We start from the raw sequence: 24049 nt of genomic DNA, 5'->3' as shown, positions 1-24049 counted from the left end.
ACGTGTCGTGCATTACCCCTGTAACGCGACACGCAATCCCAGACCGATGAAGATGGCACCGGCCACGCGGTCGAGCCAGCGCCCCGCCCCCGGACGGCGCTTGAGCCACGTCCCCAGCACGCCCGCGAACCAGCCGTAGGCGCTGAACACGACGATGGTCTGCGCCATGAACACGAGGCCGAGCAGCACCATCTGCCAGCCCGGATGGGCCGCGTTGGCGCTCACGAATTGCGGCAGGAACACGAGGAAGAAGAGCGTGACCTTCGGGTTGAGCATGTTCGCGAACACGCTCTGACGGAAGACGGCACCGAGCGACTGCGGTTCGGTGTCATTCGCCAGCGTCAGCGCACCTCGCGCACGCAGCGCCTTGATCCCGATCCAGATGAGATAGGCCGCACCAAACAGCTTGATCGTCTCGAACGCCCACGGCGACGAGCGCAGCACGGCCGCGAGGCCCACTGCGGCAATCGTCGTATGGAATAGGCAGCCGAAGGTGAACCCGGCCGCAGCGGCCAGTCCCGCGCGGCGCCCCTGCGCAATACCGCGCGCGATGACCTGCATGTTGTCGGGCCCGGGCACAAGCGTGATCGCCACCGAGGTCAGTAGGAACAGCCAGAGATTGGGCATCGGTGCGTCCGGGTCGGAAGGTCAAGAATCGTTCGGTGCGCTCAGTGCGCTCAGTGCCCTTCGAACGAGCACAGAAGGAAGAGGTCCAGGCCAGCATCGCGAATCAGCTTCGATCCGCCCAGCTCCGGCAGGTCGACGATGGCCGCCCCCTCGATGACCGTCGCGCCGAGCCGCTCCAGCAGCTTCTTACCGGCGAGCATCGTGCCGCCCGTGGCGACCAGATCGTCGATCAGCAGCACTCGGTCGCCGGGGCCGCAGGCGTCGGCGTGAATCTCGACCGTCGCGCTGCCGTATTCCAGTTCGTACTCTTCGGCAACTGTCTGATAGGGCAGCTTGCCCTTCTTGCGAATGGGGATGAATCCGATGTTCAGTTCGTATGCGAGGATCGAGCCGAGAATGAAACCGCGCGCATCGAGGCCCGCAATATAGTCGGGGCGTTGCGCCATGTAGCGATGTACGAACACATCGATGAGCACCCGCAAGGTGCGCGGGTTCTTGAGCAACGGGGTGATGTCGCGGAACTGCACGCCGGGTGCGGGCCAGTCCGGCACGGTGCGGATCTGGCTTTTGATATAGGCGGCAGGGGACTCGTCGATCTGCAAGGGGATCCTTCTTTCGGTACTGATAGGGAACACGCCACATTATGCCAAAAAGGCCCGGCTCCCCCGTGACGGTCCGACTTTCCGCCCGCTCTAGCGCCCTACTCGTGCCCGCGCAGCCGCGTCTCCGCTGCCACCAGCTTGTCGGGCAGGCCGCGCAGCACCACGATGTCTTCGGCCATCAGACGCGTCTCCGCCACCGGCTCCACGCCACGAATGCCGTGGCGGCGGATCGCCGTCACCGTCACCCCGAGTTTGTCCAGCCGAAGCTCGCCCAACGTACGGCCGACGGCCGCCGCGTTGAGCGTGAGCGGCACCGATTGCAAGCGCACCTGCTCGCGCTCGCCGCCTTCGTCTTCGTCGTCCAGCCCGTGGAAGTAGCCGCGCAACAGGCTGTAGCGCTCGTTACGCGCCTGCGCCACCCGGCGCAACACCCGGCGCATCGGCACGCCCATGAGCACCAGCGCGTGCGAGGCGAGCATCAGGCTGCCCTCCACGATTTCCGGGACGACTTCGGTGGCCCCTGCGGCGATGAGGTCGTCGATATGCGTGTCGTCGACTGTGCGAACGACCACGGGCAGCGTCGGCTCCAGCGCCTGCACCTGTGCGAGCACCTTGAGCGCCGCCGGCGTGCTGTCGTAAGTCACCACAATGCCCGCCGCCCGGTGGATCCCTGCCGCGACGAGCGCTTCGCGCCGGGCCGCGTCGCCGAACACCACCGTCTCGCCGGAACTGGCGGCCTCCATCACGCGGTCAGGGTCGAGGTCGAGCGCCACGTAGCCGATGCCCTCCTGCTCCAGCATGCGCGCAAGGTTCTGACCGCATCGGCCGTAACCGCAGATGATCACGTGCCCCGACGTCTTGATGCTCTGCGTCGCGATCTTCGTCATCTGTAACGACTGCATCATCCATTCGTTGGCGACGAAGCGCAGCGCAATGCGGTCGGCGTTGATGATGAGGAACGGCGCGCACAGCATCGAGAGCAACATCCCGGCGAGCACCGCCTGCGACAGCGACGGATCGAGCAGACTCCGGTCGATCACGAGATTGAGCAGCACAAAGCCGAACTCGCCCGCCTGCGCCAGCCCCAGCCCGGTGCGGATTGCCGTGCCCGGCGGGCTGCCGAACAGACGCGCCAGCCCCGCGATGAGCGTGAATTTGACGATCAGCGGACCGACAAAGAACAACAGCACGAGCAACGGCTGCTTGAGCACGATGCCCGGATTGAGCAGCATGCCGGTCGTGATGAAGAACAGGCCGAGCAGCACGTCGCGGAACGGCTTGATGTCGTCCTCCACCTGATGGCGAAACGGCGTCTCGGCAATCAGCATCCCGGCGATGAACGCCCCCAGCGCCATCGACAGCCCCAGGTGCTCGGTGATGTAGGCCAGGCCCAGCGTGAGCAACAGCAGGTTGAGCATGAAGAGCTCTTGCGAGCGACGCGCGGCCACGATGTGGAACCAGCGTCCGACGAGTTTTTGCCCAATCCAGAGGAGCAACGCCAGTGCGCCCGTGATCTTGAGCGCCGCCAGCGAGAGCGCGAGCACCAGCGCCTTCGAGTTGCCGCCGAGCGCGGAGATCACGATCAGCAAGGGCACCACGGCCAGATCCTGGAACAGCAGCACCCCCATGATGTTGCGCCCGTGCTCCGTCTCCAGTTCGAGCCGCTCGGCGAGCATCTTGGTGACGATGGCCGTCGAGGACATGGCCAGCGCGCCACCCAGCGCCACCGAGGCCTGCCATGAGAACGACCAGAACAGGTTGACGAGTGCGCCGAGTCCGACAGCGACGAGCAACGTCCCCAGTACCTGTGAAACGCCGAGTCCGAGCACCACTCTTCTCATGCTCTTTAGCTTGGGCAATGAGAATTCGATGCCGATGGAGAACATCAGGAAGACGACGCCGAACTCCGCGAGGTACTGCACGCGCTGCGAATCGGCCGCCAGCCCCAGCGCGTGCGGGCCGATGACGATGCCCACGCTGAGATAGCCCAGCATCGGCGGCAGATGGAGCATGCGAAACAGCACCACCCCGACGCAGGCGGCAAACAACAATACGAGAGTGAGTTCGAGCGGCGATGCCATCAGCTAGGGTCGGTTTCCTGAGTGATTCCGGGTGAGCGGGGTGCGTTGTCTTGCCAATCTCATGCAAGGGCCGTGCCAGCGTACGTCCGGACGGCGGCCCCGGGAGAGGAAACCGGACCGGTCCGGGCGATGTCCCGAATGGCGCTGGGCGGGGCGCGGGGCCAGACGTGGCGCGGCTGTCCTTCGACGCCACGTCCGTTTTGATATACTCCGCGCATGATAGCGAAAATCAATCCAGGCCGGGCACTAGAGGTCGCCCGGGAGGTGTTGCGCACTGAAGCCGACGCCATCGAACGCGTGTCCGCGCACCTCGACGACAGCTTCTTCGAAGCGGTCTCGTTGCTGCTTGCCTGCCGCGGACGCGTCGTCGTTACCGGGATGGGCAAGTCCGGCCACATCGGCCGCAAACTCGCTGCCACGTTCGCCAGCACCGGTACCCCCGCATTCTTCGTTCACCCCGCTGAAGCCAGCCACGGCGATTTGGGCATGATCACGGCCGACGACGTCGTCGTTGCCCTGTCCAACTCCGGCGAAACGGGTGAGCTCGTCAGCATCCTGCCGATGATCAAGCGCATTGGCGCGAAGCTCATCGCCATGACCGGCAACGCCGCATCGAGCCTTGGCCGTCTGTCCGACGTGCATCTCGACGCGCACGTCGAGAAGGAAGCCTGCCCGCTGGGCCTCGCGCCCACCGCCAGCACCACGGCCGCCCTCGCCCTCGGCGATGCGCTCGCCGTCACGCTGCTCGACGCACGCGGCTTCGGTGCGGAAGACTTCGCCCGCTCGCATCCGGGTGGCGCGCTCGGCCGCCGCCTGCTGACCTTCGTGCGCGATGTCATGCGCACCGGCGACGCGGTGCCGCGCGTGCGCTCCGACGCCAATCTCTCCGACGCCCTGATCGAGATGACCGCCAAGGGTCTCGGCATGACCGCCATCGTGGACGCCGACGATCGTGTCGTCGGTATCTTTACGGACGGCGACTTGCGGCGTTTATTCAAGCGTACACTCGATTTCACCTCGCTGAAGCTGGCCGACGTCATGAAGGCCGATCCGCGCACCATCGATCCGGACAAGCTCGCCGCAGAAGCTGCCGAACTGATGGAACGCTTCGGCATCATGCAGTTGCTCGTGACGGAAAACGGCCGCCTGGTCGGCGCGCTGAACGTCCATGACCTGTTCGCCGCCAAGGTCGTGTGAGTTGTCTGCCCAGAGCCGTCTGCCAATGAATCATCCGAGTCAAACGAATCCCCCCAACGCCTCCGGCATCGCCCCCTTCGACGCAGCGGCTGCCACGCTTCGCGCGGCGCGTCTGCGCGTCATGGTGTTCGACGTCGACGGCGTGCTGACCGACGGCGGCCTGCGCTACGGCCCGGCCGGTGAAGTCATCAAGACCTTCGATTCGCTCGACGGCCACGGTCTGAAGCTCCTCGGCGAAGCCGGTATCGTCACCGCCATCATCACGGGACGCCAGTCGGATATCGTCGCCAAACGCGCAGCGGATCTGCGCGTCGCGCACGTCTATCAGGGCGTGCACGACAAGCGCACCGCGTTTGAAGACCTGTGCGCCAAAGTGGGCGTGACGGCCGACGTCTGCGGACATATCGGCGACGACTGGCCCGACCTGCCCGTGCTTACGCGCGTGGGCTTCGCCGCCTGCCCGGCCAATGCGCATGTCGAAGTGAAGACACGCTGTCACTGGATCGCGAGTACGCGCGGCGGCGAAGGTGCCGCACGCGAGTTGTGCGACTTCATCTTGCGCGCGCAGGGGCGTTACGACGCCCTGCTCGCCGAAGCCATCGCCTGACGCGCCGGGAGAGTCGATCCACTCATGGCCACCCAACGCGTCTCGCCCGCTTCGCTGATCGCGATCGCCGTCCTGGCCGGCCTTGCGGCAGGTACGTACTGGCTCGTGCAGCGCACGCTGCCGTCCGATGCCGACCGCGCGCCGTACGTGAAGCAGCACATCCCCGATTACTACGCCGACGACATGGTGATTTCCATGCTCGCGCCCAACGGTGTGACGCAGTACCGCGTCAACGCCGTCCACATGACGCACTTCGAAGACGACCAGACCACGGCCATGACGATGCCGGCCGTGCGCGCCTTCACGCCGGATCAGCCCGAAGTGACCGCCACGAGCAAACGTGGCACGCTCAACGCAGATATGTCGATCGTCGATCTGTACGACGACGCGGTCGTGGTGCGTCAGCCTGGGCCGCGAGACCCCGAAATGCGCGCGCTGTCCGAGCACTTTCAGGTGCTCGTGAACGAAGACATCGTGCGCACCGAGAAGCCGGTGCAGCTGTTCCGCGGGTCATCCGTGATGTATGGCGACGGCATGATTTTCAATAACATCTCGCGCGCCGTACAATTGCTCGGCAATGTTCACGGCACGATCCAGCCGGCGGAACTGGGCGCCAAGCGCCCGCCGCCGTCAGGTCAGCCCGCTGCGCCTACCGCTCCACGCGCGCCATCTCAGACTCCACAGGGCCCCAAGACCCCATGACCGATCGCCTTTCACTGCGACCCGCCTCTGTATCGCTGCGTGCGCTTCGCGCGCTGGCTGCCGCCTTCGCCGTTCTTGGCGCACTGGCTGCACCGCTGGCGCATGCCGAACGCGCCGACCGCGACAAGCCGCTCAATATCGAGTCGGACCACATGAGCTATGACGACCTCAAGCAGGTCAACATCTTCACCGGCAACGTGACGATGACCAAGGGGACGATTCTCCTGAAGGCCGATCGCGTCGAAGTGACTCAGGATCCGGAGGGCTATCAGTACGCCACCGCTTACTACAAGCCGGGCGGCCCGCTCGCCTACATGCGTCAGAAGCGCGACGGCATGGACGAGTACATCGACGGCTGGGGCCAGACCATCTATTACAACGGCAAGACCGAAGTCGCTACGCTGACCACGCAGGCCACGCTCAAGCGTCTGGCCGGGGGCACGAAGGTACTCGACGAGATTCACGGCAGCGTGATCACGTACGACACCTACAATGAGGTCTACACCGCCAACAGCGGCGCCGATCAGGTCAACCCCAACAATCCGAACGGCCGCGTGCGCGCCACGCTCGCACCTCGCAACGCCACGGGCGCACAGGCGTCGGGCGCTGCCAGCAAGCCGGTCGCCGCGCCCAAGGGCGATTTGCCGCCGCTGTCGCCTTCCAAGAACATCGGGAATCCGCGTGAGTAATTCTGCCAATTCTGCCAACAGCAACGCTTCGACCATCAACCCGGGCGCCGGCCCGGCGGGCAAGCCCAGCGCGCTCGTCGTGCGCTCGCTCAAGAAGCAGTACGGCGCGCGCACCGTCGTCAAGGACGTGTCGCTCGACGTGAAAAGCGGCGAGGTCGTGGGTCTGCTTGGCCCGAACGGCGCGGGCAAGACTACGTCGTTCTACATGATTGTGGGACTCGTGCCCGCCGACGATGGCGAAATCCAGCTCGACGGCAACCTCATCAGCGAACTGCCGATCCACGAGCGCGCCCGCATGGGTGTCTCGTATCTGCCGCAGGAAGCGTCGGTGTTCCGCAAGCTCACGGTCGAAGACAACATTCGCGCCGTGCTCGAATTGCAGGTCGATGCGCAGGGCAAGCCCCTCAAGCGCGATGAAATCGAACGTCGCATTGAAGCCCTGCTCGACGAGCTTCAAGTGGGCCACCTCCGCGAGAATCCGGCGATGTCGCTCTCGGGCGGCGAGCGTCGTCGCGTGGAAATCGCGCGCGCCCTGGCCACACAGCCGCGTTTCATTTTGCTCGACGAACCGTTCGCGGGCGTCGACCCGATCGCCGTGCTGGAAATTCAGCGGATCGTGCGCTTTCTCAAGGACCGAGGCATCGGTGTCCTGATTACCGACCACAACGTGCGCGAGACGCTGGGTATCTGCGATCACGCGTACATCATCAGCGAAGGCTCGGTGCTTGCCGCCGGTACGCCTGACCAGATCGTTGCCGACGAAAGCGTCCGTCGCGTCTATCTGGGCGAGAATTTCCGGATGTAAAGCAGATTTTTCGCATGTAAACCCTGCCTCCGATAGGAGTCAGGGACGGTTCCGTTGGCGTGACAAAGCCTCTACAATGAAGGCGAGACCGCTATGAAACCGACTCTTCAACTCCGCACCTCTCAGCACCTGACCCTCACGCCGCAGTTGCAGCAATCGATCCGGTTGTTGCAACTGTCGACGCTCGAACTTCAACAGGAAGTCGAGCACGCCCTTACCCAGAACCCGATGCTCGAACGCGAGGACGATTGGCTCGCCGGTTCGGTACGTGTGGGCACAGACGGGTCGCTGCGCAACGAACGGAGTTCGTCGTCGGGCAGTTCGAACGACAATGGCCCCGAGGCCTCCAACGGTCACGACGAAGCACGCGAACTCGATGGTGAGGCCCGCTTCGACGACAACGCGTCGGACAACGGCAGCGACTGGAGCCTGAACGACTTCGCCCGCTCCGGCAGCGCATCGGACGACGACGACAATGCGCGTCCGCAACTTCACGTCGACCACCCCAATCTCCGCGAACATCTGCTGGCCCAACTGCGCCTGACCAAGGCGAGTCCGCGCGACCGCGCGCTGGTGGAATTCCTGATCGAATCGCTGGACGAAGACGGCTACCTCGGTAGCCTGCTCGACGAAATTCAGGCCGAAATGCCTGAAGAACTGGCGCTCGAAACGGAAGAGATCAACGCGGCGCTGGCGCTGCTGCAAAGCTTCGACCCGGCGGGCGTGGGTGCCCGCAGCCCGGCCGAATGCCTGCGTCTACAGCTCCAGCGTCTGCCCGCTAGCGGTGTGCGCACCCTGTCGCTGCGCATCGTCACCGATCACCTGGAACTGCTGGCCGCGCGCGATTACACGCGTCTGCGCCGCCTGCTAGGTGTCGGTGAAGACGGCCTGCGCGCCGCGCATCAGCTGATTCGCTCGCTGGACCCCTTCCCGGGCGCGGCTTACGGCGCGCCTCAGGCCGACTATGTCGTGCCGGACGTGCTGGTACGCAAGCAAGGGAGCGGCTGGACGGCGGAGCTGAATCCGGAAGTCATGCCGCGTCTGCGTATCAACGAGATGTATGCGCGCATTCTCCGAAATAACCGGAACGATCCGGGAACCGGCAACCTCCAACAGCAGTTGCAGGAAGCGCGCTGGCTGATCAAGAACATCCAGCAACGCTTCGACACGATCCTGCGGGTGGCGCAGGCGATTGTCGAGCGCCAAAAGAACTTCTTCACGCATGGCGAAATCGGCATGCGGCCCTTGGTTTTACGCGAGATTGCTGATACGCTGGGTTTACATGAATCCACGATTTCACGCGTGACAACGAGTAAGTACATGCTCACTCCATTTGGAACCTTCGAGCTCAAGTACTTCTTCGGATCACACGTGGCAACGGAAGCCGGAGGCGCTGCGTCATCGACCGCCATCCGCGCACTCATCAAGCAACTCATAGGAGCAGAAGACCCGCAGAGCCCCCTTTCCGATAGCCGTATCGCGGAACTGCTGGCAGAGCAAGGTTTTGTGGTGGCGCGGCGCACTGTCGCGAAGTACCGCGAGGCCATGCGAATCCCCGCAGTGAACTTGCGCAAATCTTTGTAGGACAGTCCTGGTGCGCCATGTTGGCCGCTGGGGCATTACGCCGCAGTGCGACATTGCGTCACGTCAATGGCTCGCACCCTCGCTAGCCAGCGTCAACGTTGACGCGGCCTGCACTTCGGCATTTCAGCAAGGAGAGCAGCTATGAATCTGAAGATCAGTGGACACCATCTCGAACTCACGCCTTCGCTGCGCGAATTTGTCGTCAACAAGCTTAACCGCGTGTTGAATCATTTCGACCAGCTAATTGGCGCCGAGGTGATCCTCTCTGTCGACAAAACCAAGGAGAAGAGCGGACGCCAGATCGCGAGCGTCACGGTGTTTCTCAAGGGCAAGGAAATTTTCGTCGAGAAGTGTGACGAGAATATGTATGCCGCCATCGACAAGCTGATCGACATGCTCGACCGCAAGGTAATGCAGTACAAGGACAAGGTTCAGGATCACGGTCGCGAGGCCATCAAGCACCACGAACTTCCTCCTGAGGCGGAACCGCTGCAATAGCATCTTCAGGCGTGGTAATCGCATTGGCTGATACCGACGAAAACCCGCAAGGAACCACCCGAGCGCATATCCGTCTGTTGTAAGTCTGGCATCACCCACCGCGGGGCCGTTGAACGGCCCCTTTTGTATGGTTCGCCCCACTTCCGTGACTTGCCGCGAGCGCGGCGGCGAGTGGTCTATAATGCGAGGTCAATCGGGGGTTGGAGGGCGACTAAGCGTTCGCCCGCATTACAAGATGAACCGTTTAGCCAAACTCATACTCGAGTCCAACATCCTGCTTGGACTGTCCGTTACCAGCAAGAAGCGCCTGTTCGAACAGGTCGGCCTCCTCTTCGAGAACAACGCCGGGCTTTCTCGCGCTGTGGTAACCGACAATCTGTTCGCCCGTGAGCGTCTCGGCTCGACGGGTCTTGGCGAAGGCGTGGCGATTCCGCACGGACGCATCAAGGGCCTGAAGTTTCCGGCCGCCGCGTTCATCCGCCTGGAAGAGGCCATTCCGTTCGAAGCGCCCGACGGTCAGCCCGTCTCCCTCCTGTTCGTGTTGCTCGTACCCGAGCAGGCGACGCAGCAGCACCTCGAAATCCTGTCCGAAATTGCTCAGTTGCTCTCGGACCCTGAGATGCGCAGTATCCTGATCAACGCGCCCAGCGCCAAAGACGTTCACACCGCGCTGACGAACTGGAAGCCCTGAGTCGTCCCGCGTCGTCTGCGCACCGGTACGAATCGCCGCGAACACACACGAATTCCGTAGCTCCCACACCCAACCGAACGAGGCGACGCGGTGGAACTGACCGGCATCAACGCGCAAAGCATTTTCGACGACAACGCCGCGACGTTGCGTCTGTCGTGGCTCACGGGCCATGAAGGTTGGGAGCGCGGCTTCACGCCCGAGAGCGTGGCCACGGCCACCTCCAGCGCCGACCTTGTGGGTCACCTGAACCTCATCCACCCGAACCGGATTCAGGTGCTCGGCGAAGCGGAGCTACGCTACTACCAGCGTCTTACGGACGAAAACCGCAAGCGTCACATGGGTGAAGTCATCGCGCTGGAACCGCCGTTCCTCGTGGTGGCAGACGGCCTCGAAGCGCCGCCCGATCTGGTGCTGCGCTGTACACGCTCCTCCACCCCGCTGTTCACCACGCCGCTGTCGACGGCTTCCGTTATCGACAGCCTGCGTCTGTACATTTCTCGCGTTTTCGCGCCGCGTTGCACGATGCACGGCGTTTTCATCGACATTCTGGGCATGGGCGTGCTGCTCACCGGCGACTCCGGTCTCGGCAAGAGCGAACTCGGTCTGGAACTGATCAGCCGAGGACACGGCCTGGTGGCCGACGATGCGGTCGATTTCGTGCGTCTCGGGCCGGATTTCGTCGAAGGCCGCTGCCCGCCGCTGCTGCAAAACCTGCTGGAAGTGCGCGGTCTCGGTCTGCTCGACATCAAGACCATCTTCGGTGAGACGGCCGTGCGCCGGAAGATGAAGCTCAAGCTGATCGTGCAACTGGTGCGTCGTCCTGATGGCGAATTCCAGCGTCTGCCGCTCGAAGCGCAGACGGTCGACGTGCTGGGCCTGCCGATCAACAAGGTGATTCTGCAAGTGGCCGCCGGGCGAAACCTGGCCGTGCTGGTCGAAGCGGCCGTGCGAAACACGATTCTGCAACTGCGCGGGATCGATACGCTCAAGGACTTCATGGAGCGTCAGCGCCAGGCCATGCAAGACCCGGACGGCATGCAGGGCAAATTGCTCTGAGCCTTGTCAATTCGCGAATCGGTGGTCCGAATCCGCCGAATCCGCCGAAACCTTTCGGGTATACCGCTAGTTTTGCGTTTTTCTGTCAACGCCGCGCGATTGCGGCGCGTTTTCTAACATGTTGTAATCGCAACGCGGTTCATCCCCGTGCCCGTGCGTCACGACCTTTTGGAGAGACGATCATGAAAAAAGCACTCGCTGCACTGCTTCTGGTATCCCCGCTGCTCGCATCGCCCGTGTTCGCTCAAACGGCCGCCGCCCCGGCATCTGCCCCCAAGGCGACCAACTCCCAACAAGACAAGATGAAGGCTTGCAACTCGCAAGCGACCGGCAAGAAGGGCGACGATCGCAAGGCGTTCATGAAGCAGTGTCTGTCCGCTGGCGGGGCTGCCCCGGCCGCAAAACAGACTCAGCAGGAAAAGATGAAGACCTGCAACACGCAAGCGAGCGGCAAGAAGGGCGACGATCGCAAGGCGTTCATGAAGCAATGCCTGTCGAACGCTCCGGCTGCCTGAGTTCCACGCCGGGCGCTTACGCCTGACAAGCCTGACGGCGCCCCACGCGGGCGCCGTTTTCGCTTGCAGAACGGGATTCTCGAAAACCCAGCGAAAATGCAGCGAAAGTGGCAGGAACGCCCTCGTTTTTTGCCCACGCGACACCCGTACGACACAATCGCTTACCATGATGGTTGTATTCGGGACATGTCATGAAGATCGTATTGATTACCGGCGTCTCCGGCTCGGGCAAATCGCTCGCGCTGAACGTCCTCGAGGATGCGGGTTACTACTGCGTCGACAATTTGCCGTCGCGCTTTTTGCCTGAACTCGCCGTCTACCTCGGAACACAGCATTACACGCGCCTCGCGGTCGCCATCGACGCACGTAGCGGGAGTTCGCTCGCCGAGCTGCCGCCGATCATTGGCGGCCTGCGCCGTTTCGGCCATGATGTCCGTGTGCTGTTCCTCAATGCGACTACACAAACGCTGGTGCAACGTTTCTCGGAGACGCGCCGCCGTCACCCGCTTTCAGCGGCTGGCGACGACACGCTCTCGGCCACCGGCTCGCTCGTCGAAGCCATCGAGAAAGAGCGTGAGATGCTCAGCAGCGTCACCGAGCTGGGTCACCAGATCGACACAAGCAATCTGCGCGCAAGTGCACTGCGCCGCTGGATTCGCGAATTCGTGCAACACGATCAGACCGGCCTCACGCTGATGTTCGAATCGTTCGGATTCAAACATGGCGTGCCGCTCGACGCCGATCTCGTCTTCGATGTCCGCTCGCTGCCCAATCCGTATTACGACGTGCAATTGCGCCCGCTGACCGGGCGCGATCAGCCCGTGATCGATTTCCTGTCCGCCATTCCCGAAGTGGACGAGATGATCAACGACATCGCCGCCTATCTGCAAAAGTGGTTGCCGAGCTATATGCGCGACAATCGCAGCTACCTGACGGTCGCCATCGGATGTACGGGCGGGCAACATCGCTCCGTGTTCATCTCGGAGACGCTTGGCGCGCGCTTTCGCGACGAAGCGAGCGTGCTCGTGCGTCACCGCGAACTCGCCCCCATCGACACGAAGTGAAAGGTCGCCGGCTCGCCTAAGCCGGCAGCGACAACTGACCGTCGTTCAACCCGTGCAGCGACAGCGCATCGGCGATCTTGCGAATCGGTGAGGGCAACCCGGCGGCCGCAACCCCCTCCCCATCCAGCCATGCACGGTTGGCATCGTCGATCGACGTTGCCGACGACGCGGACAGTGTGACCATCCACGGTCGCAGATGCAATTTGAAGTGCGTGAAGACGTGCGTGAGGCCGTGCAGCGGCATGAGCGACTGCACCGCGCCAACCTTCGCACCAAGTGCCGCCGCATGTCCCGTCAGACGCTCGCGCAGTAATGCGTCGTCGGCGTCGCGTGCGTCGGTCGGCGGCGTGAGTTCCGGCAGACTCCACAGACCACCCCAGATACCGCTGTCCGGACGTCGCTCGAACAACACGCGATCGCCTGCGCGGATGACCAGCACGTCGACGTAGCGCTCCGGCTGCGCCTTTTTCGGCTTGGAAGTCGGCAATGTCCGCTCGCGTCCCGTCGCATGCGCGACGCAATCGCTGTCGAACGGGCACTCACCGCAGCGTGGCTTGCCGCGGGCGCACAGCGTGGCCCCGAGGTCCATCATCCCTTGCGTGTAGGCGGGTAAATCGCTTTGCGGTAACAGCGATTCCGCCAGCGCCCACATCTCTCGCTCGATCTTCGGCGTGCCCGGAAAGCCTTCGATACCGAACACGCGCGCAAGCACCCGTTTGACGTTGCCGTCGAGGATGGCGGCGTGCGCGTCGTATGCAAATGCGGCGATCGCCGCTGCAGTGGAGCGACCGATGCCCGGCAGCGTGGCGAGCGTTTCGGGGTCTGATGGGAAGCGTCCGCCATGGGTCTCGACGACGACCTGCGCGCAGCGATGCAAGTTGCGCGCACGCGAGTAGTAGCCAAGCCCGCTCCATAGCGCCATCACATCGTCTTGCGGTGCGCTGGCCAGTGCGGCGACGTCGGGGAAGCGTTCGAGAAAGCGGCCGTAATACGGGATCACCGTGGCGACCTGCGTCTGCTGAAGCATGATCTCGGACAGCCAGATGCGGTAGGCGTCGCGCGTGTTCTGCCACGGCAGATCGTGACGGCCGTGTTCGGCCTGCCAGGCGATCAGACGCTGCGCGAAAGTATCCGCGAGCGTGCCGACGGTGGTGTCGTTGGGGGCGTCTTTCATGGGGTTTTCGGGGAAAGCTTTAATTTATTTCTGGCATTTCGGGCAGAAGAAAGTGGAGCGCTGTCCCTGCACGATCTGCCGGATCGTCGTGCCACATACGCGACACGGCTGGCCCGCACGATCGTAGACGAAATACTCCTGCTGGAAATAGCCGCTCTGGCCGTCGCTGCCGACGAAGTCCCGCAACGTGCTGCCGCCCTTCTCGATCGCTGCGGCGAGCACCGTCTTGACGGCTTGCGCAAGCATCCCGGCGCGCGGGCGCGACAGTTTGCCCGCCGCCATGCGGGGATGGATGCCTGCGCGGAACAGGCTCTCCGAGGCGTAGATATTGCCCACCCCCACGACGATGCTGCCCGCGAGCAGCGCCTGTTTGATGGAGACGGTGCGTCCGCGCGTGCCTGCATAAAGCCAGGCGCCGTCGAAGTCGTCGGTCAGCGGCTCGACGCCGAGACTGGCGAGCAGCGGATGGTGCAGCACATCGCCCGACGTGCGCGGATGGAAAAGGACGGCCCCAAAGCGGCGCGGGTCGCGATAGCGCAGCGCGCAACGTTCGAACACGAGGTCGATATGGTCATGAACGCCCGCGCTCGGCAGCGACTGCGGTTCCGGCATGACGCGCAATGTCCCGGTCATGCCCAGGTGCACGAGCAACCAGCCGGGCGCGTATTCGAGCAGCAGGTACTTGCCGCGACGTGTGACGCCGATGAGCGTTTCGCCGCGCAGGAGGGCGTCGAGCCCGTCGGGTACCGGCCAGCGCAACGACCCGTTGCGCACGTCGATGCGCGCGATACGCGTGCCCGCTACGTGTGGCGCGATACCGCGGCGGGTGACTTCGACTTCTGGGAGTTCAGGCATGCCTGCGAACGTTTGCTGAGGATTTAGACTCTATTGTATCGGGCGCGCTACAATCGCTCGAAACCTGCCGTGGATCCCTATGCCGAACACCCGATTCCAGTCCATTCCCGCCGCTGACCGTACTGCGGAAACCGTGGCACCCGTGCTTTTGCGCCTGCGCGGCGCCCTGGCTCGCGGGGCCTGGGCCGGAGCCACGGCGCTTGGCGTGACCTGCGCCAGCGCAATCATGGCATTCCTGCCATCTTCGAACGCGTTCGCCCAGTCCGGACCGGCGGCCCAGACCGCGCCCAAGGCACCGGCCGCCCCCGCCAAGGCCAGCGCACCGGGTGCCGCGAGCAGTGCTGCCTCGGATGTCGACAGCGAAGACGTCGCACCGAATGCGAACGTCCCGCGTGAGAAGCTGCCGAATGTTGCGCTCAGCAGCGAGATCGTCTTCGAAGTGATGGCCGCCGAGTTGAGCCTGCAACAAGGCAATCTGGCCCCCGCTTTCAATACCTACGTCGCCCTCGCCAACCGCACGAAAGATCCGCGCATGGCGCGTCGCGCGGTTGAGATCGCACTCGGCGCACGCCAGCTCGGCGACGCCCTGATTGCCGCCAAGCTGTGGCATCAGCTCGATCCGTCGTGGCGTCCTGCGACCCAACTGCTGGCCAGCCTCGAAGTCGGCACCGGCCATCTGGCCGAGGCCGAACCGCTGCTGGTCGACGAACTGAACAAGGTGCCCGAAGCACGTCGCGGTCAGGCCATTCTCGAATTACAGCAAATGATCGCCCGCAGTCCTGAGCGCGCCACCGGCATCGACTCGCTCAAGCGCATGCTGTCGAACGACATGCAGCGTCCGGAAGCGCAACTGGCCATCGCCCGCTCGCAGCTCGACGCAGGCGACACCGCCGGCGCGCGCACGTCGCTCGAAACCGCACTCAAGCTCAAGCCCGATTACGAAGCCGCTGCCCTGCTCTACGGTCAGATGGGTCCGGCGGAGCGCACCGGCGCGATCGCCAGTCTGAAGTCGTTCCTCGACCGGAATCCGAACGCCAAGGAAGCCCGCTTCGCCTACGCCAAGCTGCTGCTCGCCGACAATCAGCTCGACGCGGCGCAAAAGCAATTCGAAACGCTGGAAAAGCGTTACCCGCATGAACTGTCGACGCTGATGGCGCTCGCGCTGCTGAACCTGCACGCCAACCATCCGCAACAGGCCGAACAGTATTTGCAGAAGTACGCGACGGAAGCCGAGCAGCAGAACACCGACGGCGCACAGGCGTACGTCTACCTCGCGCAGATCGCGCAGGACCGCAAGGACTACCCGGCCGCCGACAAGTGGCTCTCGAAGATTCGCGAAGACAGCAACGCCTATCTGCCTGCCCAAATCGGCCGCGCGCAGTTGCTGGCGGATCAGGGCAAGCTCGAGGAAGGCCGTGCACTGTTGCACGGCATCAAATCGAGCGAGCCGCGTGAGCAACTTGCGCTCAAACGTGCCGAATCGGATCTGCTGGTCAAAGCCAAGCGTTACGACGATGCGGAGAAGTTGCTCGCCGTCGAAGTCAAAAACAATCCGGACGATGCCGACCTGCTCTATCAGTACGGCATGGTGGCCGAACTGAACAAGCACTATGACGTGATGGAAAAGGCGATGCGTCGCGTGATGGCGTCGCAGCCGGATAACGCGCAGGCATACAACGCGCTGGGCTACTCGCTTACGGAACGCAATACGCGACTGCCCGAAGCGCTCAAGCTGCTGCAGAAGGCGTCGTCGCTCTCGCCGGAAGATCCGTACATCATGGACAGCCTCGGCTGGGTGAAGTACCGCCTTGGCGACAAGCCGCAGGCGCTCGAACTGCTGCGCCGTGCTTACGGCATTCAGGCGCAGGCGGAAATCGGCGCACATCTGGGTGAAGTGCTGTGGGAATCGGGTCAGCAAGACGAAGCGCGCAAAACCTGGCGCGAAGCGCTCAAGCTCGACGGTGACGACGACACGCTGCGCTCGACGATGAAGCGTTACAACGTCGCGCCGTAATGACTTTGATGACGTTAGCGCGTATGGTCGAGAAGTCTCAATGTGCGTCGCACCCGGTGATACGCCGCGTCGACGCTTCAAGGTTCGTTCGTGCGGCCGCCCTCGTTGTGGCCTGCACGGCGAGCGTCATCGCAACAGGATGTGCCAGCCTCGCGCCGCCAGCCCCCGTTGAGCCGACTGCGGGCGCAACCGTCGAACACTATCGCGGCCGTTTCTCGGTGCGTTACGAGCAGAACGGCGAAGCACGCAACACGTACGGCAATTTCGATTGGCAGCAGAACGGCGAAAACGCCACCGTCCAATTGCTCGACCCGCTGGGCCAGACGCAAGCCATTGTGCGCGAGAGTCCGCGCAGTGCCTCGCTGGAATTGCCGGGTAAAGCACCGATTACCGGGCCTCGTCTCGAAGATGTGATGCACGATGCGCTCGGCTTCGCGCTGCCTGTGGGCGGCCTGCGTTACTGGCTGCGCATGCAAGGTGCGCCGGGGTCGCAGGCGAGCATCGAACGCGATCCGCAAACGCAGCGCCCCATCCATCTGAAGCAGGATGGCTGGACCATCGACTATCAGGCGTATTTCGACGGCACACCGTTACGCGTCAAACGTGTCGATCTGTCGCGCGATCTCGACAACTCGCCGCTTGCCGTGCGACTCGTGATCGACGAGTAAGCCCGCGCCCTGTGCCCCTTCTCATTCAAAGTCTTCCGTTTTTTGCCTCGCCATGTACGAAATCCTGCGTGACTGCCCGGCCCCGGCCAAGCTGAACCTGTTCCTTCACATCGTCGGACAACGGCCTAACGGGTATCACGAACTGCAAACCGTCTTTCAACTGATCGACTGGGCCGACACGCTGCATTTCGAGCGCCGCGACGACGGACAGATCGTTCACACGAATCCGTTGCCCGGCGTGCCGCCGGAGACCGATCTGACGGTGCGCGCCGCGCGCCTGCTGCAAGAACACTGTGGCGTGCGTTTCGGCGTGGATATCGGCATCGAGAAGCGCCTGCCGGCCGGTGGCGGCATTGGCGGCGGCAGTTCCGACGCCGCGACGACGTTGCTCGCGCTCAACCGCATGTGGCAACTCGATCTACCGCGCGAAACCCTTCAGACACTTGCCCTGAAACTGGGTGCGGACGTGCCCTTTTTCGTTTTCGGCCGCAATGCCTTCGCAGAGGGCCTTGGTGAAGAACTGCACGCCGTGGATTTGCCGCAGCGCCACTTCCTCGTGGTGAACCCGCGCGTGCATGTCGCGACCAACAAAATATTTACGGATCCCCTGTTGACAAGGGATACGAAGATCGTCACAATGGCGTTCTTTCTTGAGCACGCCAACAAAAACGTGTTCGAAACGGATGAAATCTTCCGTAACGACATGCAGGCGGTTGTCACTCGAGAATACGCGGAAGTCGCTGCTGTGATTGACTGGTTCAGAACCTTCACCACTGCACGTATGACGGGATCCGGCGCTAGCGTGTTCGGTGTATTTGACACGAAAGCAGATGCGGAAGCGGCATGCAAGCGATTGCCAGAGCGCTGGATCGGTCAAGTGACCACTAGCCTGGCCGAACATCCAATGTTCGCCTTCGCGTAAAAAGGTTTTACTTTGTTGCGTTTCCTACAACGCAGCGAAGGCATCGGTTAGTGTAGGGGAGTCGCCAAGTTGGTTAAGGCACCGGATTTTGATTCCGGCATACGAGGGTTCGAGTCCTTCCTCCCCTGCCAATTTCTTCTGTCGTAAAGTCTCAGCATCCAAACGTCCCGCAGGTAGCCAGATGAGTAGTGATAACCTGATGGTATTCACCGGGAACGCCAATCCCGCCTTGGCCCAAGCGGTCGTCGATACTCTCGGTATCCCCCTCGGCAAAGCCATGGCCAGCCGGTTCTCGGATGGTGAGATTCAAGTCGAAATTCAGGAAAACGTGCGCGGCAAGGACGTCTTCGTCCTCCAGTCGACGTGCGCTCCGACCAACGACAATCTGATGGAACTGATGATCATGGTCGACGCGCTCAAGCGCGCTTCTGCCGGCCGGATCACCGCTGCCATCCCGTATTTCGGCTATGCCCGTCAGGATCGTCGCCCCCGCTCGGCGCGCGTGGCGATCTCGGCGAAGGTCGTCGCCAATATGCTGCAAATCGCGGGCGTCGAACGCATCATCACGATGGACCTGCACGCCGACCAGATTCAGGGCTTCTTCGATATCCCGGTCGACAACATCTACGCTTCGCCGCTGCTGTTGCAAGACGTGCGTGCGCAGAACCATGAAAACCTGCTGGTGGTGTCGCCCGACGTCGGCGGCGTGGTTCGTGCCCGTGCCCTCGCCAAGCAGCTGCATTGCGATCTGGCCATCATCGACAAACGTCGTCCGAAGGCCAACGTCGCTGAAGTGATGAACATCATCGGTGAAGTCGAAGGCCGTACCTGCGTCATCATGGATGACATGGTCGACACCGCCGGTACGCTGTGCAAAGCCGCACAAGTGCTGAAGGAACGTGGCGCGAAGAAGGTGTATGCCTACTGTACGCACCCGGTGCTTTCGGGCGGTGCCGCAGCGCGTATCAACGCCTCGGAGCTGGATGAAGTGGTCGTCACCGACACGATCCCGCTGCGCGACGACTCGAAGGGCGGCAAGATTCGCCAACTGAGCTGCGCGAACCTGCTGGCCGAGACGTTCTCGCGTATCCGTCGCGGCGACTCGGTGATGTCGCTGTTCGCGGAATAAGCGTTCGGTAAAATTTTGCGACGGCGCCTGTGTGGCGCCGTTGTTATGTCGGCGGGGAGCCTATCCCCGCCTTTGTCGTTACTGAAACCCGTGTTTTTTGGCGGGAAATTCAGGAAGAAATCGCTGCCTGGTCGCGGGCAGCTCAAGGAGTTGTTATGAAAGTCGTCGCTTTTGAGCGTAATCTGCAAGGTACGGGTGCGAGCCGCCGCCTGCGCAATGCCGGCAAGACCGCGGGCATCGTGTACGGTGGTAACGTTGATCCGCAACTGATCGAGCTGGATCACAATGCCCTGTGGCACGCGCTCCGCAAGGAAGCTTTCCACTCGTCGATTCTCGAGCTGGAAGTCGCTGGCAAGACCGAACAAGTGCTGCTGCGCGATGTGCAGTACCACCCGTTCAAGCAACTGGTTCTGCACGTTGACTTCCAACGTGTCGACGCGAACAAGCCGATCCACGTCAAGGTGCCCCTGCACTTCCTGGGCGCAGAAAACGCCCCGGCCGTGAAGCTGGCTTCGAACGTGATCAGCCACACCCTGAACGAACTGGACGTTAGCTGCCTGCCGGGCAAGCTGCCGGAATTCCTGGAAGTCGACCTGTCGGCTCTGGAAGCTGGCAAGACGGTTCACGCCAAGGACGTCAAGCTGCCCGCCGGCGTGACGCTGACGCTGCACGTCGAGCAAGAAAACCCGGTGGTGGCACAAGCCGTTCAACCGGCTGGCGCTGCTGCTGACGAAGCGGCTGCTTCGGCTGAAGGCGAAACGCCGGCTGCCTAAGCCTCGTTCGCTAGCTTTCAGCGGCGACGCTGGACGCAAGACCCGCCGCGACATCATGTCCGGCGGGTTTTTTTATGGCGGCGCGCATGCCAAGATGGCGCGTGCCAAGATCCTGATACCGAAATGATCAAGCTGATCGTAGGGCTCGGCAATCCGGGCGCCGAATACACTGCGACGCGTCACAACGCAGGGTTCTGGTTCGTCGACGCGCTGGCGCAGCAATGCGGCGCGTCGCTCACCAACCAGAAGAACTTTCACGGCTTCGCAGCACGTACGCGCGTGGCCGGGCAGGAAGTGTGGCTGCTGGAGCCGCAGACCTTCATGAACCGCTCGGGGCAGTCGGTCGTAGCACTCGCTCGCTTCTACAAGATCCTGCCGGACGAGATCCTCGTCGTGCATGACGAACTCGATTTGTTGCCCGGCACCGTCAAGCTCAAGCGTGGCGGTGGCAGTGGCGGGCACAACGGCCTCAAGGATATTGCCGCGCATCTGACGACGCCTGAATTCTGGCGACTGCGTCTGGGCATTGGACACCCGCGCACGCTACAACCGGCCGGAAGCCAGCAGCAGGTCGTGGACTTCGTGCTCAAGCCGCCGCGCAAGGAAGAGCAGGAACAGATCGACGACGCCATGTCGCGATCGCTCGACATCGTCGACCTGGTTGTTAAGGGTGAGATGGAAAAGGCGATGATGCGTCTGCACGCGTCGCCGGGAAAGTGACCCGGCCGGTGAGATCTGGCATCGTTGGCGGCGCGGGATGAGCGGTCGGTTGCCGCTCATGCCGCTCAGGCCATTCAGGCGGACTTGGCCGCTTGCAGATGGGTGTACTTCTCCAGCAGTTGTGTGGGCGTCTCGACGTGTTCCGGATTGATGGGAATACACTCCACCGGACACACCTGCACACACTGCGGTTCGTCGAAGTGTCCGACACACTCCGTGCATTTGTTCGGATCGATCTCATAGATCTCGACCCCCATCGAAATTGCGTCGTTCGGGCACTCAGGCTCGCACACGTCGCAATTGATGCATTCGTCGGTAATCATCAGTGCCACTGTTGACTCGCTTTCCTCAGGCCGATCATTGACTTGCGTGAACCCCGGCGAACGGCAGCCGTTACGGTTCCTGGAACAATTCCCCGATTATACGAAAGTTAGCGGGTGTCCACTTGCCGTCGCCGCGCCGGATGCCGCGATGCACCCCGTAATACCCCCCGATTCATGCACCGGTTCGTCCGCCGACCGGCTCACTTTGGTGCACAACGCACCGCCGCGCAGAATGCCCAAACGGGTATCAGCGTGCGTCAGTCTCGCCCACCGCCGCGTTTCGACTTCACGGCCACCGTCATCAACGCTCTGGAACGGCTGGCACGGTTAGTGCTTATCACTTTGCACCACTGGTCGTACCAGTTCGACCGCTGTGACCTGCGTGCGTTATCGCGTACGCAAGCCCCTCTCACGTCATCGTCGTTGTCTAAAGCCAAGGAGTTCGAGTCATGCCTGCCTTCCTTCATCAAGCCGGTCGTCGCCGGATGCTGCAAGCGGTTGTCGTTGCGTCGCTGGGAGGTCTCGCAGGCCTCGCCCACGCCGACGCCCTCCAGACCATCGCCAAGACCGGCGTCATCCGCATTGCCATCCCGCAAGACTTCCCGCCGTTCGGTTCGATCGGTACCGACCTCAAAGTGCACGGCTACGACATCGACATGGCGGAGCTGATCGGCAAGGAGATCGGGGCTAAGGTCGAACTCGTACCGGTCATCAGCACGAACCGCATCGCGTATCTGACGACGGGCAAGGTCGACGTTGTCATTTCGTCACTCGGCAAGAACGCCGAACGCGAGAAGGCGATCGATTTCACGAAGGCGTACGCACCGTTCCCGAAGAGCGTGTATGGTCCGCAAGACATTGCGATCAAGGTGCCTGCCGACCTCGCCAACAAGACCATCGCGGTGACGCGCGGCTCGACGGAAGACCTTGCGCTGACCGCCGTCGCACCGCCGAGCACGAACATCAAGCGATATGAGGACAACAACGCGACGGCGGCGTCGTATCTCGCCGGTCAGGTGCAGCTCGTGACGCTGGGCAACATCGTGGCGAACGCCGTGCGCGAGAAGAGCAAACAGCGCGCCTTCGATCTGAAATTCCCGGTTGAAGAAACGCCCTGCTACATCGGTGTGGGCAAAGGCGAAACGGCGATGGTGGCGAAGCTGAACGCCATCATCGACAAGGCGAAGGCCGACGGTCGACTGAATGCGATGTCCGTCAAGTGGATGCAAGCACCGTTGCCAGCCAACTTCTGATCTCGCACCCCGAGTCACGATAAAAAAACCCGCAGCGCTCATCGGCGTTGCGGGTTTTTTCCTGATGGCTCGCCAAGCTTAGAAAGCCGGAGCCCCGGTCGAGCGAAATACGTGACCGATGCCTGATAGCGACGCTGCTCAGCGCTTCGGTGTCATTTCGCCGACTTTCGTGACCAGCCACTTTTCGACGGACGGGAACACGAACTTGCTGACGTCGCCACCCAGTTGAGCGATCTCGCGCACGATGGTGCCTGAGATGAACTGGTATTGGTCGGACGGCGTCATGAACATCGTCTCGACGTCGGGCAGCAGGTAGCGGTTCATACCCGCCATCTGGAACTCGTACTCAAAGTCGGACACGGCGCGCAGCCCGCGCACGATCACGCGCGCCTGATGCTTGCGCACGAAGTCCTTGAGCAGGCCGGAGAAGCCTTCGACGCTCACGTTCGGGTAGTGACCGAGCACTTCGCGCGCGATGTCGATCCGCTCTTCGAGCGAAAAGAACGGCTTCTTGTTTCGGCTGTCGGCCACTCCGACCACGAGCTTGTCGAAGATGCCCGCCGCACGGCGGACCAGATCCTCATGGCCTCGGGTCAACGGGTCGAACGTCCCCGGATAGATCGCCACTACCATGCCAACGTCTCCTCGCGGCTGGGGACCGCTGCTGCGTACTTATTCATTGTGGTCTCTAGGTTTTCGGAATCGATTCAAGCAAATGATAATGCACCGCTCCGGCTTTCGCCCGACGCAGGCACACGAGGCCCAACTCGGCGAGCGCTTCGTCCTCCAGGGGGACGTCCGACTCGGCGTAGATCACGCCGTTCGGCGCGAGCAGACGGGCGGCAGGAGCCAGCAGGTCGTTCAGCCATCCACTCGCAAACGGCGGATCGAGAAAAATGACGTCGAAAACCCCGGGCGAGAGTGTGGTTATCAGGCGTCTGGCATCCGCCTGGACGATCTCGATCTGTTTGGCGTCGAGTTTGGCCTGATTGGCGCGCAACTGACGAATGGCCGGTGCGGCCGACTCGACCAGCAACACCCGCTGCGCGCCGCGCGAGGCGGCTTCGAAGCCGAGCGCACCGCTGCCCGCGAAGGCGTCGAGGCACTGCATGCCCGTCAGGTCTTGCCCGAGCCAGTTGAACAGCGTCTCCCGCACGCGATCGGGGGTCGGCCGCAGACCGTCGCCCGGCGGCACCGGCAGCGGCGTGCGCTTCCACTGACCGCCAATGATGCGGACCTGCTGCGGCGCGCCGCGCGCCACGTTACCTGCACCGGACTTCATGGCGTCCTCCGCAATACGGCTTGACTGGGGGCACCGCTGACGGTGGAAAAATGGGGTCGCGCGCGTCGTTGCGCGCGCAGAGAATCCAAAATCATGACAATTCACGCTACATTGTTGAGGCGAAACATACCACATCGCCCGCGCCTTATGCCCCATAGGCCATGCCCCATAAGGGATAGCGGCGCACGGCGGTGCACAAATCCCGGCCGGTGAACGTC

Annotated in this window: 26 protein-coding genes and 1 tRNA gene; 19 read left to right on the top strand and 8 right to left on the bottom strand. The window is 62.8% G+C overall.

The features are described from left to right. Window positions 1-12: 12 nt before the first annotated feature. The 3 genes from NA29_RS02785 to NA29_RS02775 form a co-directional block, all read right to left on the bottom strand. On the bottom strand, window positions 13-627 hold the full coding sequence (locus NA29_RS02785) for a LysE family translocator (protein WP_039395530.1): 615 nt from the start codon (window positions 625-627) through the stop codon (window positions 13-15). A gap of 50 nt (window positions 628-677) precedes the next feature. Beyond that, on the bottom strand, window positions 678-1229 hold the full coding sequence (locus tag NA29_RS02780) for an adenine phosphoribosyltransferase (RefSeq protein ID WP_084009576.1): 552 nt from the start codon (window positions 1227-1229) through the stop codon (window positions 678-680). A gap of 98 nt (window positions 1230-1327) precedes the next feature. After that, window positions 1328-3310: a monovalent cation:proton antiporter family protein gene (locus NA29_RS02775; RefSeq protein WP_039395528.1), complete on the bottom strand. Its 1983-nt coding sequence runs from the start codon at window positions 3308-3310 to the stop codon at window positions 1328-1330. A 216-nt stretch (window positions 3311-3526) separates the two neighbouring features. On the opposite strand from NA29_RS02775, the gene NA29_RS02770 reads away from it, so the two are divergent. The 11 genes from NA29_RS02770 (at window position 3527) to rapZ (ending at window position 12718) form a co-directional block, all read left to right on the top strand. Next, window positions 3527-4507 carry a KpsF/GutQ family sugar-phosphate isomerase gene (locus tag NA29_RS02770; protein ID WP_039395525.1) on the top strand — a complete coding sequence of 327 codons (981 nt, stop codon included), beginning with the start codon at window positions 3527-3529 and terminating at the stop codon, window positions 4505-4507. 121 nt (window positions 4508-4628) lie between these two features. Continuing rightward, window positions 4629-5114 carry a KdsC family phosphatase gene (locus NA29_RS02765; protein ID WP_052253166.1) on the top strand — a complete coding sequence of 162 codons (486 nt, stop codon included), beginning with the start codon at window positions 4629-4631 and terminating at the stop codon, window positions 5112-5114. Window positions 5115-5138: 24 nt separating this feature from the next. Beyond that, entirely contained in the window at window positions 5139-5816 is a 678-nt protein-coding gene (lptC, locus tag NA29_RS02760) for an LPS export ABC transporter periplasmic protein LptC (RefSeq protein ID WP_039395522.1), read from the top strand. Continuing rightward, window positions 5813-6505, top strand: a complete 693-nt coding sequence (gene lptA, locus NA29_RS02755; RefSeq protein ID WP_052252464.1) for a lipopolysaccharide transport periplasmic protein LptA — start codon at window positions 5813-5815, stop codon at window positions 6503-6505. Before lptC ends, lptA begins: the two co-directional genes overlap by 4 nt. Window positions 6506-6539: 34 nt before the next feature. After that, on the top strand, window positions 6540-7310 hold the full coding sequence (gene lptB, locus NA29_RS02750; protein ID WP_039402130.1) for an LPS export ABC transporter ATP-binding protein: 771 nt from the start codon (window positions 6540-6542) through the stop codon (window positions 7308-7310). Window positions 7311-7403: 93 nt separating this feature from the next. Further along, window positions 7404-8894 (top strand): RNA polymerase factor sigma-54, encoded by a 1491-nt coding sequence (locus NA29_RS02745; protein ID WP_039395518.1) that lies wholly within the window; start codon window positions 7404-7406, stop codon window positions 8892-8894. Window positions 8895-9035: 141 nt separating this feature from the next. Beyond that, a complete protein-coding gene (gene hpf, locus NA29_RS02740; RefSeq protein WP_039395515.1) occupies window positions 9036-9392 on the top strand; it encodes a ribosome hibernation-promoting factor, HPF/YfiA family in 357 nt (118 codons plus the stop codon). 235 nt (window positions 9393-9627) lie between these two features. After that, on the top strand, window positions 9628-10083 hold the full coding sequence (gene ptsN / locus NA29_RS02735; protein ID WP_039395512.1) for a PTS IIA-like nitrogen regulatory protein PtsN: 456 nt from the start codon (window positions 9628-9630) through the stop codon (window positions 10081-10083). Between the two features lie 90 nt (window positions 10084-10173). Further along, complete coding sequence (gene hprK, locus NA29_RS02730; protein WP_039395509.1) at window positions 10174-11139, top strand: HPr(Ser) kinase/phosphatase; 966 nt, start codon at window positions 10174-10176, stop codon at window positions 11137-11139. Window positions 11140-11321: 182 nt separating this feature from the next. Continuing rightward, entirely contained in the window at window positions 11322-11654 is a 333-nt protein-coding gene (locus NA29_RS02725) for a PsiF family protein (RefSeq protein ID WP_039395507.1), read from the top strand. Window positions 11655-11845: 191 nt separating this feature from the next. Next, complete coding sequence (gene rapZ, locus NA29_RS02720; protein ID WP_039395504.1) at window positions 11846-12718, top strand: RNase adapter RapZ; 873 nt, start codon at window positions 11846-11848, stop codon at window positions 12716-12718. A gap of 16 nt (window positions 12719-12734) precedes the next feature. Here the strand turns inward: rapZ and mutY are convergent, their stop codons facing one another. Continuing rightward, window positions 12735-13892, bottom strand: coding sequence for an A/G-specific adenine glycosylase (gene mutY / locus NA29_RS02715; RefSeq protein WP_039395500.1), 1158 nt, complete (start codon window positions 13890-13892; stop codon window positions 12735-12737). Between the two features lie 24 nt (window positions 13893-13916). Continuing rightward, window positions 13917-14747 (bottom strand): bifunctional DNA-formamidopyrimidine glycosylase/DNA-(apurinic or apyrimidinic site) lyase, encoded by an 831-nt coding sequence (mutM, locus tag NA29_RS02710; protein ID WP_039395498.1) that lies wholly within the window; start codon window positions 14745-14747, stop codon window positions 13917-13919. A gap of 79 nt (window positions 14748-14826) precedes the next feature. Here mutM and NA29_RS02705 point away from each other — a divergent pair, with 79 nt between their 5' ends. From NA29_RS02705 to pth, 7 genes are all read left to right on the top strand, one after another. Next, window positions 14827-16761, top strand: coding sequence for a tetratricopeptide repeat protein (locus NA29_RS02705; protein ID WP_039395495.1), 1935 nt, complete (start codon window positions 14827-14829; stop codon window positions 16759-16761). A 23-nt stretch (window positions 16762-16784) separates the two neighbouring features. Then, window positions 16785-17429, top strand: coding sequence for an outer membrane lipoprotein LolB (locus NA29_RS02700; protein ID WP_084103405.1), 645 nt, complete (start codon window positions 16785-16787; stop codon window positions 17427-17429). A gap of 52 nt (window positions 17430-17481) precedes the next feature. Then, entirely contained in the window at window positions 17482-18351 is an 870-nt protein-coding gene (gene ispE / locus NA29_RS02695; RefSeq protein WP_039395493.1) for a 4-(cytidine 5'-diphospho)-2-C-methyl-D-erythritol kinase, read from the top strand. Between the two features lie 54 nt (window positions 18352-18405). After that, window positions 18406-18482, top strand: a tRNA-Gln gene (locus NA29_RS02690). Between the two features lie 50 nt (window positions 18483-18532). After that, the gene (locus tag NA29_RS02685; protein ID WP_039395490.1) at window positions 18533-19480 is read left to right on the top strand and encodes a ribose-phosphate pyrophosphokinase; all 948 of its coding nucleotides are present in this window, start codon (window positions 18533-18535) and stop codon (window positions 19478-19480) included. 155 nt (window positions 19481-19635) lie between these two features. Beyond that, window positions 19636-20253: a 50S ribosomal protein L25/general stress protein Ctc gene (locus tag NA29_RS02680; RefSeq protein ID WP_039395487.1), complete on the top strand. Its 618-nt coding sequence runs from the start codon at window positions 19636-19638 to the stop codon at window positions 20251-20253. 123 nt (window positions 20254-20376) lie between these two features. Continuing rightward, window positions 20377-20973, top strand: coding sequence for an aminoacyl-tRNA hydrolase (gene pth / locus NA29_RS02675; protein ID WP_039395483.1), 597 nt, complete (start codon window positions 20377-20379; stop codon window positions 20971-20973). 74 nt (window positions 20974-21047) lie between these two features. Here the strand turns inward: pth and NA29_RS02670 are convergent, their stop codons facing one another. Next, window positions 21048-21305: a YfhL family 4Fe-4S dicluster ferredoxin gene (locus NA29_RS02670; RefSeq protein WP_039395480.1), complete on the bottom strand. Its 258-nt coding sequence runs from the start codon at window positions 21303-21305 to the stop codon at window positions 21048-21050. A 476-nt stretch (window positions 21306-21781) separates the two neighbouring features. Here NA29_RS02670 and NA29_RS02665 point away from each other — a divergent pair, with 476 nt between their 5' ends. Beyond that, window positions 21782-22549, top strand: a complete 768-nt coding sequence (locus tag NA29_RS02665; protein ID WP_224786751.1) for a transporter substrate-binding domain-containing protein — start codon at window positions 21782-21784, stop codon at window positions 22547-22549. A gap of 138 nt (window positions 22550-22687) precedes the next feature. Here NA29_RS02665 and coaD read toward each other — a convergent pair whose 3' ends face one another. Both coaD and rsmD read right to left on the bottom strand, forming a co-directional pair. Continuing rightward, a complete protein-coding gene (gene coaD / locus NA29_RS02660; protein ID WP_039395474.1) occupies window positions 22688-23182 on the bottom strand; it encodes a pantetheine-phosphate adenylyltransferase in 495 nt (164 codons plus the stop codon). Window positions 23183-23237: 55 nt separating this feature from the next. Continuing rightward, window positions 23238-23831, bottom strand: coding sequence for a 16S rRNA (guanine(966)-N(2))-methyltransferase RsmD (gene rsmD / locus NA29_RS02655; protein ID WP_039395472.1), 594 nt, complete (start codon window positions 23829-23831; stop codon window positions 23238-23240). Window positions 23832-24049 lie beyond the last annotated feature (218 nt).

Source organism: Pandoraea sputorum (assembly GCF_000814845.2).
Lineage (GTDB): Bacteria > Pseudomonadota > Gammaproteobacteria > Burkholderiales > Burkholderiaceae > Pandoraea > Pandoraea sputorum.
This window is presented reverse-complemented; position numbering and strand designations above follow the sequence as displayed.